The sequence below is a fragment of the Petrimonas mucosa genome (assembly GCF_900095795.1).
GTDB lineage: Bacteria > Bacteroidota > Bacteroidia > Bacteroidales > Dysgonomonadaceae > Petrimonas > Petrimonas mucosa.
This window is the reverse complement of the sequence record NZ_LT608328.1, coordinates 1,942,893-1,956,924: the sequence shown is the minus strand read 5'-3', so window position 1 is coordinate 1,956,924 and position 14,032 is coordinate 1,942,893. Positions and strand designations below refer to the sequence as shown.

Genomic DNA, 14,032 nt, shown 5'->3' with positions numbered 1-14,032 from the left:
ATTAGAAAATATTAATTGTGTCAGTTTTCAACCGATTTTTCACGATGTAACTTCTGTCACAAAGATACGTTTTTTTAAAAACAAAGGGATGAGAAAATTGACATCATTTAGTGGTTATTTGACTCTTTTAATTTATTAACTACCTTTGTTCTCTCCAAGAGAGCAGAAGATGGCATTAAGCAAAAACAAGATAAAACTGATTCACTCGCTGGGCGAAAAGAAGCACCGGAATGAGCATGGCCTGTTCGTTGCCGAGGGCAGGAAACTGGTGACCGATCTGCTGGGCAACTGCCGGTGTCAATTGCTGGCCGGATTACCGGAGGTATTGAGTGATATCTCCCCTTGGTCGGCAGAAGAGATTGTTATCGCCTCTCACGAGGAGTTGAAGAAGGCCTCCAACCTGAAAACCGTACCCCAACTGATAGGGGTCTTCCATCAGCCCAGACAGGTTGTCGGCGAGATCAAGCTAGAGGGAAAGCTCCATATGGTCCTCGACGCAATCCAGGACCCCGGCAATATGGGTACCATTGTCAGGCTGTGCGACTGGTTCGGCATTGAGCATATTTTCTGTTCGCCCGACAGCGCCGACGTTTTTAATCCGAAAACCGTACAGGCGACCATGGGTGCAATCGCGCGGGTCAACGTTCACTACCTCCCCTTGAAGGAGTTCCTGGCAAAGAACCGCACACTACCCGTCTACGGCACCTTCCTGGAGGGTGAAAACATCTACAGTTCAACACTGGCCGGGAGCGGATTCATAGTAATGGGCAACGAGGGGAACGGAATCTCTCCCGATATCCGGCAACTCGTCACCCATAAACTCTTTATTCCCAATTATCCTGCCGACTCCCGCACCTCCGAATCATTGAATGTGGCCGTAGCTGCAGCCATTGTCTGTTCCGAGTTCAGAAGACGGGGTTGAACTTTCCGCTACGGTTCAATACTCCTGCCAGCTCTTTATCTTCAGCTGCTCCTCACCCATCGTGCAGAAAGCAGTGATGAAAGCCGATGCCAACCTTGCGTTGGTGATAAGCGGAACGTTAAAATCAACCGCGGTGCGCCGGATAATGTAACCGTTGGTCAGTTCACGCCGGGTAATATCCTTCGGAATATTGATAATCAGGTCGAACTTGTTGTGTGTAATCATCTCCTGGATGTTGTGCTCACCCCCTTCATCCGGCCAGTTTACATCGACCGCCTCCACACCGTTGTCGGCCAGGAATTGCCGTGTCCCGTGACTTGCGTATAATTTGTATCCCTTGGCATAAAGCAGCTTGCAGGCTTCCAGCAGATCCACTTTCGATTTCACTTCGCCCGACGAGATAAGGATGCCTCTCTTCGGAATGCGGTATCCTACCGACAGCATCGATTTCAGGATAGCCTCGTTGAAATCGTCACCGATACAGCCCACTTCACCTGTCGACGCCATATCCACACCGAGGATGGGGTCAAACTTCTGCAGACGGGAATAGGAGAATTGAGGCGATTTCACACCAATATGCTCGAGATCGAAAACCGTTTCGTCCGGTTTACTGTAGGGGGCTCCCAGCATCACACGGGTTGCCGTGTCGATAAAATTGCGCTTGATCACCTTGGATACAAACGGGAATGAGCGCGAGGCACGCAGGTTGCACTCAATCACCTTTATCTCGTTGTTCTTGGCCAGGAACTGGATATTGAACGGCCCGCTGATATTCAGCTCCCTGGCGATCTGCCGCGATATTTTCTTGATGCGGCGCATCGTCTCGAAGTAGATCTTCTGTGCCGGGAAAACCAGTGTGGCATCGCCCGAATGGACTCCGGCAAACTCCACATGTTCCGAAATGGCATATTCCACAATTTCGCCCTCCTTTGCCACGGCATCCATCTCCACCTCCTTGGCGTTCTGCATGAATACCGAAACTACCACGGGATACTCCTTGGATACGTTGGCTGCCAGTTCCAGGAAGCGGTGCATCTGCTCCTTATCGTAGCAGACGTTCATGGCAGCCCCCGAGAGCACGTAGGAGGGACGGATCAGTACGGGAAATCCTACCTCTTCCACGAACTTGTCCACCTCATCATAACTCGAAAGCTCTTTCCACCGTGGCTGGTCGATACCCAGCCGGTCGAGCATGGCAGAAAATTTGTGCCGGTTCTCTGCCCGGTCTATCGATTCGGGTGATGTCCCCAGTATGGGCACCTGCTGGCGGTGCAGTTTCATCGCCAGGTTGTTAGGGATCTGGCCACCCACCGAGACGATCACCCCTTTTGGGCTCTCCACGTCAACAACATCGAGCGTACGTTCGAACGAGAGTTCGTCGAAATAGAGCCTGTCGCACATGTCGTAATCGGTTGATACCGTTTCGGGGTTATAATTGATCATTACCGATTCATACCCCAGCTTCCGCGCAGTCTCCACCGCATTTACCGAACACCAGTCGAACTCTACCGACGACCCGATTCGGTATGCTCCGGAACCCAGTACGATGATTGTCTCCTTTTCCGACTTCACCGGCTTGTAGGAGCGCTCCGATCCGTAGGTAAAATAGAGGTAGTTGGTCTTTTCGGGGTTCTCCGACGCTACCGTGTTGATACGTTGTACCGAGGGCAACACATTGAGCTTTTTCCGCCACTCACGCACACGGATCAGTTCATGCTCCATCGTTCCTTGCGGATTCTCCACATACCGGGCGATCTGGAAATCTGAGAATCCCAGTCTTTTCGCTTCAGCCATCACCTCCCTCGGCAGCTCCTCGATCTTGTTGTAACTGGAGAGTACATGTGTATAGCTGTAGATATTCTCCAACTTCTGGAGAAACCATTTGTCGATCCTGGTAAGTGCTTCGATCTGGTCTACCGTATAGCCCTTTTCAAAAGCGTAGGCAATGGCAAAGATGCGCAGGTCGGTAGGGTTGGCGAGCGCCTCTTCTACATTGTCGAAGGTGAGGTCGCGGTTGCCGACGAAGCCGTGCATCCCCTGCCCGATCATACGCAATCCTTTCTGGATAATCTCTTCAAACGACCGCCCAATGGACATGATCTCCCCCACCGACTTCATGGATGAACCGATCTCGCGGCTCACCCCGGCAAATTTGGAGAGGTCCCAGCGGGGAATCTTCACGATCATATAGTCGACCTTCGGGGCCACATAGGCCGAATTGGGCGTGCCCATCTCGCCGATCTGGTCGAGCGAATAGCCCAGTGCCAGTTTGGTCGCCACAAAAGCCAGCGGGTATCCGGACGCTTTGGAGGCCAGAGCCGATGAACGGCTCAACCGGGCATTGATCTCGATAATGCGGTAATCGTTGGTCTCCACATTGAAGGCGTATTGGATGTTGCACTCACCCACAATGCCGATATGTCGTACCACACGGCGTGCGATATCTTCCAGCAGCGAGATCTGTTCCTTGGAGAGGGTAATGATGGGAGCCACAACGATGCTCTCCCCGGTATGGATTCCTAGCGGATCGAAATTCTCCATGGGAACCACGGTGAAACAGTGATCGTTCTTGTCGCGGATAACCTCAAACTCGATCTCTTTCCAGCCTTTCAGGCTCTCTTCCACCAGAATCTGTTTCGAGAACGAAAGGGCACTTTCGCAAAGTGCGACAAACTCCTGTTCGTTGGTGCAGATTCCCGATCCCAGTCCCCCCAACGCATAGGCCGATCGTACCATTACGGGAAAGCCTATCGCCCGGGCAGCTTTCAGTGCATCCTCCATGTTTTCCACCGCCTGCGAGACCGGTGTCTTGGCATCGATCTCATTGAGTTTCCTTACAAAAAGGTCACGATCTTCGGTAATCATGATCGCTTCTACCGAGGTGCCCAGTACCTTTACATCATACTTCTCGAGCACACCTCGCTGATAGAGTTCAGTACCGCAGTTCAGTGCCGTCTGGCCGCCAAACGCCAGCAGGATACCGTCGGGTCCCTCTTTCTTGATTACCTGTTCAACAAAGAATGGGGTGATCGGAAGGAAATAGACCCTGTCTGCCACCCCTTCAGAGGTCTGAATTGTGGCGATGTTCGGATTGATGAGAACGGTCTCTATTCCCTCCTCTCTCAATGCCTTTAACGCCTGCGATCCCGAATAGTCGAATTCACCTGCCTGTCCGATCTTCAACGCTCCCGAACCCAGCAAGATAACTTTTTTAATTGATTTGTCCATGTCTATATTTATGCTAATCTTCTGAATCTGTTTAATGCCCGATTTCACGGATCACTTTGCCAACGGGCTCCGGAGAGAGAATCCTGCAGTTTCTCCATAAAATTACGGCAATTGCAAAAATACACAAAAATAGCCTAATTCTGCCCCTTTACGGCCAATTCGTGCCAGATCGTCCCAGTTATTCCATATCCAGCGGGCGCCTTCTCAAGAAAGGGGAATAAAAAAACCGGACAGTCCAATAGCGACTGTCCGGTTCTGAAAGTATGTACATGAGTTGGTTAGAACTTGTATCCCAGCGTTAACAGTCCTCTTACCGACTTGTTCTTCAGGTCGAAAGGAGAGGCGTCGATCACCAGATCACCTCTTGTGTCACCGTTATAGGTATAGAGGTTGGGGAATGGATAGAGTTGATCCTTCTGTGTCTGGTAAACCACCGCCAGATCGGCATAGAAATTACGGTTGAAACGGTATCCCAAACCTCCGGTGACATAGTGGGTATCTCCCTCCATCCTGTAAATGGTGTTTGATCCGGAGACTGCTGCATCACCCGCCTTTGAGAATTCGGTGTTGTACGGGTTCTGCATCCATGCATAACCCAGTCTGCCGTAAAACTGCGGAGTAAAGCGGTATTCAGTTCCTAACCTGACTGTCGATGCCGTCTTGAAATCCTTCTTGATGTATCCGTTATCGATATCATACCACTCCTTGCTGCCATAGCTGACGGATGGAACACCCAGCTTCATCTGCTTGTAATTCATCACTTCGTAATCGACACTGAAGATAAAATTGCTGCCCAATACAGTGGCGCCGCTCAACACCAACTTGCCTGGAGTCTTCAGGTCGTAACGATTGGTGAACTTGGCAGAGTTGACCCACCCTTTTTCATAGTCCGGATCGTCGATGTAAGCAGCCAGGTCGTCATCGATCCTGGCCTGATAGATCTCGGACATGGAGTACCAGGTAGGAGTATGGTAGGCAAGTCCAAACCTGAATGCATTTACAGGACGGTAGATCACACCCAGCTTCGCACCTACACCGGCACCGTTTGTGACGATCTCATTGTTCAACGTATAACCGCCGCTGTTGAAATCTTCCAGAAAATCGGTGTAGAGTGAGTGGTGGATGTCGGAAATGTTCAGGGCAAGTCCAATATTCAGGACATTGTTGATGGTTGTACCTATCGTAAAATCATAACTGTCGATATAGCCCCTCTCGGACGACCTGATCTCCTGTATGGCCGTTTCCCCCCTGGTATCCAGCGGTTCATAATAGAATGTGCCATCCTCGGCCTGAAAGTCGTTAATCAACCAGGCATTGAAACCCAGCACGGAGAGCCACGGCTGATCGATGAACGGATCAGGCAGGTTATCTCCCATCTCCAACAACCTGGAGTCGACCCCGTAACTCCTGTCGGCAATGTATTCCAGCATGGTGCTGCGGGCAGTGCCAATAGCACGGGTCTCGTTGTTGAATGTTTTTTGCTTGTTGTACGAAAACCCAAAATTGATCATGGGCATCACATCATTCCTCAAGGGGAAGTAGCCGACAAAACCCATGTTATGCAGGTTGAAATCGTTTACCTTCTCGGAGATATCGCCCACCTTGGCGCTGTTTTGTTGAAATCCGAATGTGCCCACCACCTCCGAACTCCTATAAACAGCGACTCCCGCCGGATTGATGGAGAGGGCAGTGATGTCGCCTCCCAGCGCACCGAAAGCATTGCCCATCGCCATGGAGCGGGCCGTGCCGAAAAGTTCGGTCCGGGAATATTTCAAAGCCTCCACCTCACCCTGCGAAAAGGCATAGTGTGCAATAAAAGCAAATGAGAATAGAAGATATGCTATTTTTTTCATCTTATATGGTTTTTATATTGGTTTCACGAATTGACCGGACAAAAAATGACTGCCTCAAATAAACCCCTTCTGAGATTCTGTGAAGCAGTCATCATTCTTCGTTATTTCGGATTAACGGCGACCTCCACCGCTACTGCGTCCGCTGCTTCCACTGCTGGATGATCCTACAGAATAACTTCTGCTGGATGAGCTGGAGGACGGAGAGCTATATGATGAAGATCGGCTGGAGCTTGATCCGGAGCTCGAACTTCTGCTAGGCGTCGAGTAGGAGCTGCTTCGTGAAGAGCTGTTGCCCGAAGATGTGGAGTAGGTACTACTCCTGCTTGAGCTTGTAGTGCTTGACGGCCTGGTATAGGTATTGCTCCGGTTTCCGGAACTGCTTTCGTACCGGTTTAGACTACTGCTCCTGCTGTTCATATCTCTTGAGACGGTACTGGTTGTACCCAGGTTGGATGAGCGGGTTACAGATGAGCTCCGGTTGATGACCTGCCCCGAACGGGCATCGTAGACCCTACCGTTGCTATCGATAATTCTGGTCCTCGACGATGTTGATGCACCTCTGTTGTTTACCGAGGAACTTCTGGTCGAAGAACTTCTTACAGCATCGCTTGCCGACGAACGTCTTGCAGTAGCACTGGAGGCTCTACCCACACTGGCCAGGGATGACCTGCCAGAGAGGTTGGCCGAACTTGTCCTGTAGACACCGCTGCTCCTGCCTGAACGGTTTGAGCTCAACCCCGAGTAATATCCGTCGTGGAATCCCCTGTAATATCCACCACCGTACCATCCGCCGTAACCATAATACCAAGGATCGTAGAATGCGGAATAGTACCAGGGAGAGTACCAGGGCGAATGCCATCCGTAGTACCAGGGACTGTACCAGCGGCTATAATACCACGGGCTGTACCAACGGCTGTAATAGGGGTATCCCCATCCGTAGTACCAGGGATCATACCATGGGTCGTACCATGGATAGAAACTGCTCCAACCCCACCCCATGCCTAAATAGATATTGGGACCCCATGCACGGCTCTCGTAATAATCGGCATAGATATCGTCACCCACGTAGACGGTAACTTCATCCGCACCGGTGATCTTGATGCTTGATGCCGGATCGTGGTACTTGATTATCCTGTCGGTATATTCATATTGCTGGTAGTCGGTACCTTCAACATCTACTGTATCGTTTTCGGCCTGATCATACTGGCCACGACGATTGTATTCGTCGATATCACGCCCGTTGGCGCGAATCTCCATATTGTCGGCTTTCCCCTCTACAACAACAATTTTCTTTTTCTGAGGTTCCTCTTTCTTCTGAACCTGAAGGGTTGCCGTTTTCTTGGCGGGATCCGCATAGATGTCATCCCACTCCTGGGCAAAGCCTATAACAGGAGCCAGGACCAACAAGCCTGAAAGTATTACGTTTTTAGTTTTCATAGCTTTTCCCTCTATTTTTGTTTGTTTGGTTGCTTATAATCTGTTCCGCTCTATTTGACAGAAAATCATTCGTCAGGTTTAACCCGACACTCTATTGAGATCCACAAATGTAGTAAAATTAACCATCAAACCACCGGTTTGTTTACACTAAAGATGGCGTGTGGTCAAAAAACGCTGCACTCAATGTAGTTAAAAAAACCAAAAACTCCTTTTTTTTACAGTATCAACTCCAATCCGTCATAAGCGAATGCGAAGGAGGGGGGCAATTTCCGGCTGATTACCTGATGCAAGCCGATCTGGTGACTCATATGGGTAAAGTAGGTTTTTTGCGCCCCAATGGCTTTTGCAAGCGAAATGGCCTCCGCCAGTGTCTGATGCGACAGGTGTCTCTCTTCACGCAGCGCGCTCACCACCAGAATATCGAGACCTTCAAGTTTGGGGAGTTCCTCGTCGGGCAGCTGCTTCACGTCGGTAAGGTAGGCAAAATTCTTGATCCTGAAACCAACAATAGGCAGTTTGTAGTGTAGCACGCGAATGGGAATCACCTCCGTATCGTTTACCCTGAAGGGGAGAAGATTGTAGATCGTTCGTAACCGGATATCGGGAACACCTGAATAGCGGTTCTCTCCAAAACAGTATGGCATCCGCTGCATCAACGCATTCTTCACCTTAGGCTCTGCAAACACCTCAACGGTGCCAAATCGACAGAAAGGCCTCAAATCATCCAGTCCCCCCACATGATCGTAATGTTCATGGGTTATTAGCAGTCCGTCGATCTTCCGGAAAGGGAGCTCCATCATCTGCTGCCTGAAGTCGGGTGTACAGTCGATGATGATTTGCGAACCGTCCGTTTCAACCAGGACGGAGCAGCGTAACCTTTTATCCCTGGCATCGGACGACCTACAGACGCTACAGTTGCACCCGATTTGTGGTACGCCGGTAGATGTTCCCGTGCCTAAAAACCGTACTTTCATCTTATTGCTATAAATGCCACCCAACTGTCGCTCGCCTGCTAACACCCCGTCGTTGACACACAAGAACCGGAAAAGAGTTTGCAAAAGTTGAGTATCTTAAAATAAAGAGGGTGAAATCACTTTGTGATACACCCCCTCTACTGTCTGTTTATCGTAACCGGCGACCCGGTCATTCGCCTTTTATCAATACTGTCTCTCCAGAATCCAGAGGTCGTTGAAAGGCACTCCGTAAGTTTTCCTCAGATAGTCGGTATTGCCGAGGGCAGAATATTTCCTGTAGATCTCGTCACGCTTAGCGGCTGCTGCGGCCCTGTCGTCATAACTTGCAACAATAACCCTGTACATGCCCTGTTCGTTTTCGGCCAGAATCACCGGATAGCCTTCGTTCTGCATCCTGGTTTTCAACGATTCGGCATTCAGCTTAACACTTAACGATGCAATGACTACACTATATTTCTTCAAATTGGCAGCATCAGAAGCAAGAACGGGTTCAACCTTCTCTTTTCTCACCGACACTTCAACCGGAGGCAATGTGGCAGCATCTTTAACTACGGTAGGCTGTGATGCCGTCTGCTGCATTTCTCTTTCCTTGGCGGCTTCATATACCTGCTTGTAAGCACTTTGTTTCGGTTTACAGGAAATGGCTAAAACCAATGTGGCTGAAAGTGCCATCAACAAATAGATCGATCTTTTCATGTGTCTCTGTTTTATTGTTCGAATACCAAACTGAAAACAAAGATAGAAATAAGTAAATGAATATGACTCCTACAGATGTGAAAATAAATTAAAATGTTAAAAACATCTTGATGGACTGCAGTAAGTGTGCCCGAGATTATCTCTTCAGCACAATCTTCGATTTCAACTCCCGTGTCTTGCCGGTAAAGACGGTATCGACAAAAAGGGTGTCGCGGTAACCCAGGTCGGTGGTTGAATAGACCAATATTTTCCAGTCTCCCTCCTTCAATCCCTTGAAGAGAAACATCCCGTCGCTTCTTTCCGGAAGGGTAAGCAGCGTATCCTCGTCCTTTACAATGACTACTACCGGTGCAGCCTCAAGAGGCAAGGCATATCCTTTCAGCGAACCGCCGAACGTTTCGGGGAAAACCCGCAGCACCGGCTTAAAGAAATAATTTCCGTTCAGTTCGTAGAATGAGAGTGCCGCATTGATATCCACCATGATGCTGGTGACATAATTGGCGTAGAGGTTGGTATTGACCTCTACCACAACCCCATCCTTTACTTCGGGATCCAAGACAAGAGGCTTGACTCCGGTTGAGGTGGCAAGGGTGGAGTTATTTCCGAACGTGATTTTGATCTTCCGCATCACACCGGCCGGGAAGTACTGATCGGTAATCTGTTTTGACTTACCGTTAGAGAGCGGCAACACATCGAACACCCCTCCGTTGAAATCGAGCGTAGTCCATTTTTCCTCGTCGCTTGTGTTATCGGTTGTGGCAACTTCGATCTTCTGGATGTCGACATTGAACTCCGACACCACCAGGGTAGCTGCATCCGTAAGATTTATCCTTAACCGGGTGGCGTTGATACTCGGATCGTTATTCGCGCATCCCGTGAATGAGAGCACGAAAAGTAAAAGAGAGAGGAGGGTCAGAGAATCCTTCATGCGTTATTTGTTTGTCGCAAAGATAGCGAATAGTTGTTACGGATAGTTCTTTTTATTTCTCAAAATGCATACCTTTGTAAATTATGAGACATAACATATCCGCCATCATCATTTTTGCCCTGATCCTCTCATTGGGAGCAGCGTGCAACCGGAAAGCGAAAGTGTCCGACAACAACCAGGAGCAGTCGACGAGCGTCGTTGAAAAAATGGAGCAACAGTCGAGAGATCTCCACGACAAGTTAATGTCGTCCTTCAATCCCAACTGGGAAGTGGAGGAGCCTGCAGCTACCGACTATCCGGCTTACTATGGCGGCTCGTTTATCGACAACGAGGGGAGATTTGTGGTCTGCATCGTCGGAAATCCGGAACAGTACCGCCCGGTATTGGCTTCGATACTTGGAACCAACGATTTTCTGACCGAGTCGTGCACCTATTCCTACCGCGAGATGATGCAGGTGATGGATCGTATCGACCAGTTCCTGAGTAATCCGGCTGTACCTGCCGACCACCCCTTCCTGGCCCGTTTTGCCGGCGCTGGGGCCGATGTTTTTGAAAACCGGGTGGTTGTACGGCTGACAGACTTGAACAACGATGCCATCCAATCTTTCAAAAGGGATATTTCAACCTCTCCAGCAGTTAAATTTGAGCAGGGAGAGATTCCGGTCATGATGTAACAACGAATAGAATTCATATAGAGATGACAAATTACAAAAACGAAGATGCGGTTGTCCTCTTTTCGGGAGGACAGGACTCTACCACCTGTCTGTTCTGGGCAAAACAGACCTTCAGGAACGTCGAAGCATTGTGTTTTTCCTACGGTCAACGCCACTCGCTGGAGATAGAGGTTGCTAGGAACATTGCCAAGATAGCCGAAGTCTCTTTCCGGCTGCTCGATGCCTCCGTGATCTCCCAACTTTCGCCCAATTCATTGACCGACTCCTCCATCGTCATGGATGAAGAGCAGCCGGCAGGATCATACCCCAATACGTTTGTGCCCGGACGGAATATGTTGTTCATCACGTTTGCGGCGGCCATTGCCTATGCAAAAAATATCCGCCATCTGGTAACCGGCGTCTCGGAAGCCGACTACAGCGGTTATCCCGACTGCAGGGACACCTTTATCCATTCGTTGAATGCAACAGTCAACCTCGCGATGGATAAACATTTCATCATACATACCCCTTTGATGCACAAGGACAAGGTAAAAGTATGGGCGTTTGCCGACGAGCTTGGGGTTTTCGATATTGTAAGGAACGAAACGCTCACCTGCTACAACGGAATCAAGGCCGAAGGATGCGGGCACTGTCCGGCATGCAAGCTGCGCAACCGGGGATTGCAGGAGTATCTCGATCAAAGAAGTAAATCTATTTAAACAACCGAAAAGATGTCTCAAACTGAAAATTTAAGCCTTCTCGGCAAGAAAACAGCATACAGGCAGGATTATGCCCCCGAGGTACTGGAGGCATTTGAAAACAAGCACCAGGGTAACGACTACTGGGTGACTTTCGATTGTCCTGAGTTCACAAGCCTCTGTCCCATCACCGGGCAGCCCGACTTCGCAACCATCCGGATCGATTATATTCCCGATGTGAAGATGGTGGAGAGCAAGTCGCTGAAGATCTACCTGTTCAGTTTCCGCAATCACGGCGCCTTCCATGAAGATTGCGTCAACATCATCATGAAAGACCTGATTGGACTGATGGATCCGAAATATATCGAAGTAACCGGAATTTTCACCCCGCGCGGCGGCATCAGCATCTATCCCTATGCCAATTATGGCCGTCCCGGTACACGTTACGAGAAGTTCGCCGAACAAAGGCTATTCAACCATTCAATTCCCATAAATAGACCATGAATATGAAAAATTACTTGTCACGACGTAAGTTCATCCAGGCATCCGTTGCATTGGGTGTTGGTTCCATTCTGCTGCCAGAAAACACATTGGCGCAAAAAGTAGTTTCCAAACCGGAAGAAAAAACAACCTTGAAAGGAAAGAGGGTGTTGTACCTTTATGGCGGCTGGGACGGTCATGAGCCCAAGCAGTCGGTAGATATCTTCGTTCCATGGCTCCGGTCAGAAGGTGCGGAGGTGATTCTTTCAGACAGTCTCGATTCCTATACCGACAAGCAGCTGATGGATTCGCTCGATCTTATCGTTCAGATTGTCACGATGGCCAAGATCTCCGGCGAGCAGGAGAAGGGGTTATTGGAGGCCGTCACTAACGGATGTGGCTTCGCAGGCTGGCATGGAGGCATTGGAGACTCATTCCGGGAGAACACCGAATACCAGTTTATGGTAGGCGGGCAATGGGTAGCACATCCGGGAGGAGTGATCGATTACCGGGTAAGGATTACCGATCGCAAGGATGAGGTAACCCGGGGATTGAACGATTTTGACATGCACTCCGAGCAGTACTACGTGCACGTGGATCCCAACGTAAAGGTGCTTGCCACTACGGCCTTCACCGGGGAACACGCCTCCTGGATCGATGGATGCATTGTACCGGTTGTATGGAAGAAGTATTATGGGAACGGACGGATCTTCTACTCTTCACTGGGACACGTGATGGCCGATTTCAACGTCCCGCAGGCCCTGGAGATCCAAAAACGGGGAATCCGATGGGCTGCGGAAAGCAAATACCAGCCGAAAGAGAAGTGGATCACCCCCATCTATAAATGAGCACTCAATTGCCCTTGGGCTCGTAATATCGTACCCAGTCGACATAGATCTCCACTGGCAGCTCGTCGGGGTTGACAGCCCCTACCCAACTGCCGCCCAGTTGCATGTCGAGTAGCAGATAGAACTCTTGATCCGCGAATGGAAACTGTCCCTCGTGGTCGGTTTTTATTCGTGGATAGTTTTTTGTCCGGGTGTCGTTTACGTAAAAGACCAGGCTGTCGGGATACTTTTCCAGGGCATAGACGTTGTAGTTATTGGGGTTCATGCCTACGATGGAACTGGCGGGCGGGTTGAGCCGCAGGCTGTCGGTCTGGGTATACCGGGAATGTACGGTCTGGTAAATGAGCTTGTCGTGACTCAGCCGTTCCATGATGTCGATCTCACCACCGTCGGGCCACTTGGCATCATTCGGCAGCATCCAGAATGCAGGCCAGGCTCCTTTCGCCGGATTCAGCTTTGCCCTGATCTCCAGCCGGCCAAACCCGAACGTCCGTTTGCCCTTGGTGTAAACCCCGCCCGTAAGAAATGGCGCCGTATCGTTAGGCAGTACCTCATTGCGGATTCCCCTCAGCACCAGATTACCCTCTTTCACCTCGTAGAGTTTGTCGTAATCACTCATGTAGTTGTTCCAGTCGCTTTTTCCACGCGGAATCTTGGCCCACTTGGTTGTGTCGAGCTGATTTCTCTTGAAGTCGTCTTCCCAAACCAGAGTCCATTTGGCCTCCTTGGGATCGCTCTTTTTTTGTTCGGTGCAGGCAGAAAGAGTTAACAGCAGGCCCGGTACGAGAGCCAGAAGAAGAAATTTTTTCATTGTTCCGGAATTTTAATTGTGCACAAATGTAAGAAAAAAATTACAGTTCCCTGTACTTGCAACAACCGGGCAAGGCATCATAGACATCGTCAGGAGCCTTATCCCTCTCGGTGTCGTGACCTACAGCGGCGAGCGCCTTGCTTACGGCATCGACGGAGGTTTTTGATTCATCGAAATGAAAATGGAGCTGCTCCTTCTCCAGGTTATACGAAGCCGAAGTGACTCCAGGAATGGAGTTGGCCTCCTTTTCAATCCTCTCCTTGCACATTTCACAACTACCCCTTACTCCCAGCAAAGCATGCTTGTCGTGATGCGCCACCTCTTCAGACTGGGCGTTTGCCGGAGCATCCTGGCCAGATTTTGAGCGGTTTGAACTGCATGAGGCAAATGTTATAAACAGGGCTATTACCATTAAATAGAGATACTTATTCATATTTTCCGAATTAAAGATTTTTATTGATCCAAATTGTAATCGAGATGTAATTGATCTACTATTAACACGGG

General features: G+C 49.7%; 13 protein-coding genes. 5 read left to right on the top strand and 8 right to left on the bottom strand.

Annotated features, from left to right (window positions below; translation table 11 throughout):
• Window positions 1-169: 169 nt before the first annotated feature.
• Window positions 170-922, top strand: a complete 753-nt coding sequence (locus ING2E5A_RS07835; RefSeq protein WP_071136928.1) for an RNA methyltransferase — start codon at window positions 170-172, stop codon at window positions 920-922.
• Window positions 923-937: 15 nt separating this feature from the next.
• Here the strand turns inward: ING2E5A_RS07835 and carB are convergent, their stop codons facing one another.
• The 6 genes from carB to ING2E5A_RS07805 form a co-directional block, all read right to left on the bottom strand.
• Entirely contained in the window at window positions 938-4,150 is a 3,213-nt protein-coding gene (gene carB, locus ING2E5A_RS07830; RefSeq protein WP_071136927.1) for a carbamoyl-phosphate synthase (glutamine-hydrolyzing) large subunit, read from the bottom strand.
• Window positions 4,151-4,428: 278 nt separating this feature from the next.
• The gene (locus tag ING2E5A_RS07825; RefSeq protein WP_071136926.1) at window positions 4,429-6,003 is read right to left on the bottom strand and encodes an OmpP1/FadL family transporter; all 1,575 of its coding nucleotides are present in this window, start codon (window positions 6,001-6,003) and stop codon (window positions 4,429-4,431) included.
• 111 nt (window positions 6,004-6,114) lie between these two features.
• The gene (locus ING2E5A_RS07820) at window positions 6,115-7,440 is read right to left on the bottom strand and encodes a hypothetical protein (protein ID WP_071136925.1); all 1,326 of its coding nucleotides are present in this window, start codon (window positions 7,438-7,440) and stop codon (window positions 6,115-6,117) included.
• Between the two features lie 215 nt (window positions 7,441-7,655).
• The gene (locus ING2E5A_RS07815) at window positions 7,656-8,414 is read right to left on the bottom strand and encodes an MBL fold metallo-hydrolase (RefSeq protein WP_071138267.1); all 759 of its coding nucleotides are present in this window, start codon (window positions 8,412-8,414) and stop codon (window positions 7,656-7,658) included.
• Between the two features lie 183 nt (window positions 8,415-8,597).
• The gene (locus ING2E5A_RS07810; RefSeq protein ID WP_071136924.1) at window positions 8,598-9,110 is read right to left on the bottom strand and encodes an SPOR domain-containing protein; all 513 of its coding nucleotides are present in this window, start codon (window positions 9,108-9,110) and stop codon (window positions 8,598-8,600) included.
• Window positions 9,111-9,246: 136 nt separating this feature from the next.
• Complete coding sequence (locus tag ING2E5A_RS07805; RefSeq protein WP_071136923.1) at window positions 9,247-10,038, bottom strand: DUF4382 domain-containing protein; 792 nt, start codon at window positions 10,036-10,038, stop codon at window positions 9,247-9,249.
• Between the two features lie 83 nt (window positions 10,039-10,121).
• On the opposite strand from ING2E5A_RS07805, the gene ING2E5A_RS07800 reads away from it, so the two are divergent.
• From ING2E5A_RS07800 to ING2E5A_RS07785, 4 genes are read left to right on the top strand one after another with little or no spacing between them, the layout of a single operon-like run.
• A complete protein-coding gene (locus ING2E5A_RS07800) occupies window positions 10,122-10,712 on the top strand; it encodes a hypothetical protein (RefSeq protein WP_071136922.1) in 591 nt (196 codons plus the stop codon).
• Window positions 10,713-10,735: 23 nt separating this feature from the next.
• Window positions 10,736-11,410, top strand: coding sequence for a 7-cyano-7-deazaguanine synthase QueC (queC, locus tag ING2E5A_RS07795; RefSeq protein ID WP_071136921.1), 675 nt, complete (start codon window positions 10,736-10,738; stop codon window positions 11,408-11,410).
• 12 nt (window positions 11,411-11,422) lie between these two features.
• Entirely contained in the window at window positions 11,423-11,893 is a 471-nt protein-coding gene (gene queF / locus ING2E5A_RS07790; RefSeq protein ID WP_071136920.1) for a preQ(1) synthase, read from the top strand.
• Window positions 11,894-11,895: 2 nt separating this feature from the next.
• Window positions 11,896-12,717: a ThuA domain-containing protein gene (locus ING2E5A_RS07785; protein WP_083373422.1), complete on the top strand. Its 822-nt coding sequence runs from the start codon at window positions 11,896-11,898 to the stop codon at window positions 12,715-12,717.
• Between the two features lie 4 nt (window positions 12,718-12,721).
• On the opposite strand, the gene ING2E5A_RS07780 is transcribed toward ING2E5A_RS07785, so the two are convergent.
• Together ING2E5A_RS07780 and ING2E5A_RS07775 are read right to left on the bottom strand one after the other, a co-directional pair.
• Complete coding sequence (locus ING2E5A_RS07780; protein ID WP_071136919.1) at window positions 12,722-13,528, bottom strand: glycoside hydrolase family 16 protein; 807 nt, start codon at window positions 13,526-13,528, stop codon at window positions 12,722-12,724.
• A gap of 40 nt (window positions 13,529-13,568) precedes the next feature.
• Window positions 13,569-13,961 (bottom strand): heavy-metal-associated domain-containing protein, encoded by a 393-nt coding sequence (locus tag ING2E5A_RS07775; RefSeq protein WP_071136918.1) that lies wholly within the window; start codon window positions 13,959-13,961, stop codon window positions 13,569-13,571.
• Window positions 13,962-14,032: the final 71 nt, after the last annotated feature.

What these genes read in the sequence shown, in the direction of transcription:
- ING2E5A_RS07780 (WP_071136919.1), bottom strand. Translation starts at nt 13,528, where the DNA reads ATGAAAAAATTTCTTCTTCTGGCTCTCGTACCGGGCCTGCTGTTAACT.
- ING2E5A_RS07820 (WP_071136925.1), bottom strand. Translation starts at nt 7,440, where the DNA reads ATGAAAACTAAAAACGTAATACTTTCAGGCTTGTTGGTCCTGGCTCCT.
- queF (WP_071136920.1), top strand. Translation starts at nt 11,423, where the DNA reads ATGTCTCAAACTGAAAATTTAAGCCTTCTCGGCAAGAAAACAGCATAC.
- ING2E5A_RS07825 (WP_071136926.1), bottom strand. Translation starts at nt 6,003, where the DNA reads ATGAAAAAAATAGCATATCTTCTATTCTCATTTGCTTTTATTGCACAC.
- ING2E5A_RS07785 (WP_083373422.1), top strand. Translation starts at nt 11,896, where the DNA reads ATGAAAAATTACTTGTCACGACGTAAGTTCATCCAGGCATCCGTTGCA.
- ING2E5A_RS07815 (WP_071138267.1), bottom strand. Translation starts at nt 8,414, where the DNA reads ATGAAAGTACGGTTTTTAGGCACGGGAACATCTACCGGCGTACCACAA.
- carB (WP_071136927.1), bottom strand. Translation starts at nt 4,150, where the DNA reads ATGGACAAATCAATTAAAAAAGTTATCTTGCTGGGTTCGGGAGCGTTG.
- ING2E5A_RS07835 (WP_071136928.1), top strand. Translation starts at nt 170, where the DNA reads ATGGCATTAAGCAAAAACAAGATAAAACTGATTCACTCGCTGGGCGAA.
- ING2E5A_RS07775 (WP_071136918.1), bottom strand. Translation starts at nt 13,961, where the DNA reads ATGAATAAGTATCTCTATTTAATGGTAATAGCCCTGTTTATAACATTT.
- queC (WP_071136921.1), top strand. Translation starts at nt 10,736, where the DNA reads ATGACAAATTACAAAAACGAAGATGCGGTTGTCCTCTTTTCGGGAGGA.
- ING2E5A_RS07805 (WP_071136923.1), bottom strand. Translation starts at nt 10,038, where the DNA reads ATGAAGGATTCTCTGACCCTCCTCTCTCTTTTACTTTTCGTGCTCTCA.
- ING2E5A_RS07810 (WP_071136924.1), bottom strand. Translation starts at nt 9,110, where the DNA reads ATGAAAAGATCGATCTATTTGTTGATGGCACTTTCAGCCACATTGGTT.
- ING2E5A_RS07800 (WP_071136922.1), top strand. Translation starts at nt 10,122, where the DNA reads ATGAGACATAACATATCCGCCATCATCATTTTTGCCCTGATCCTCTCA.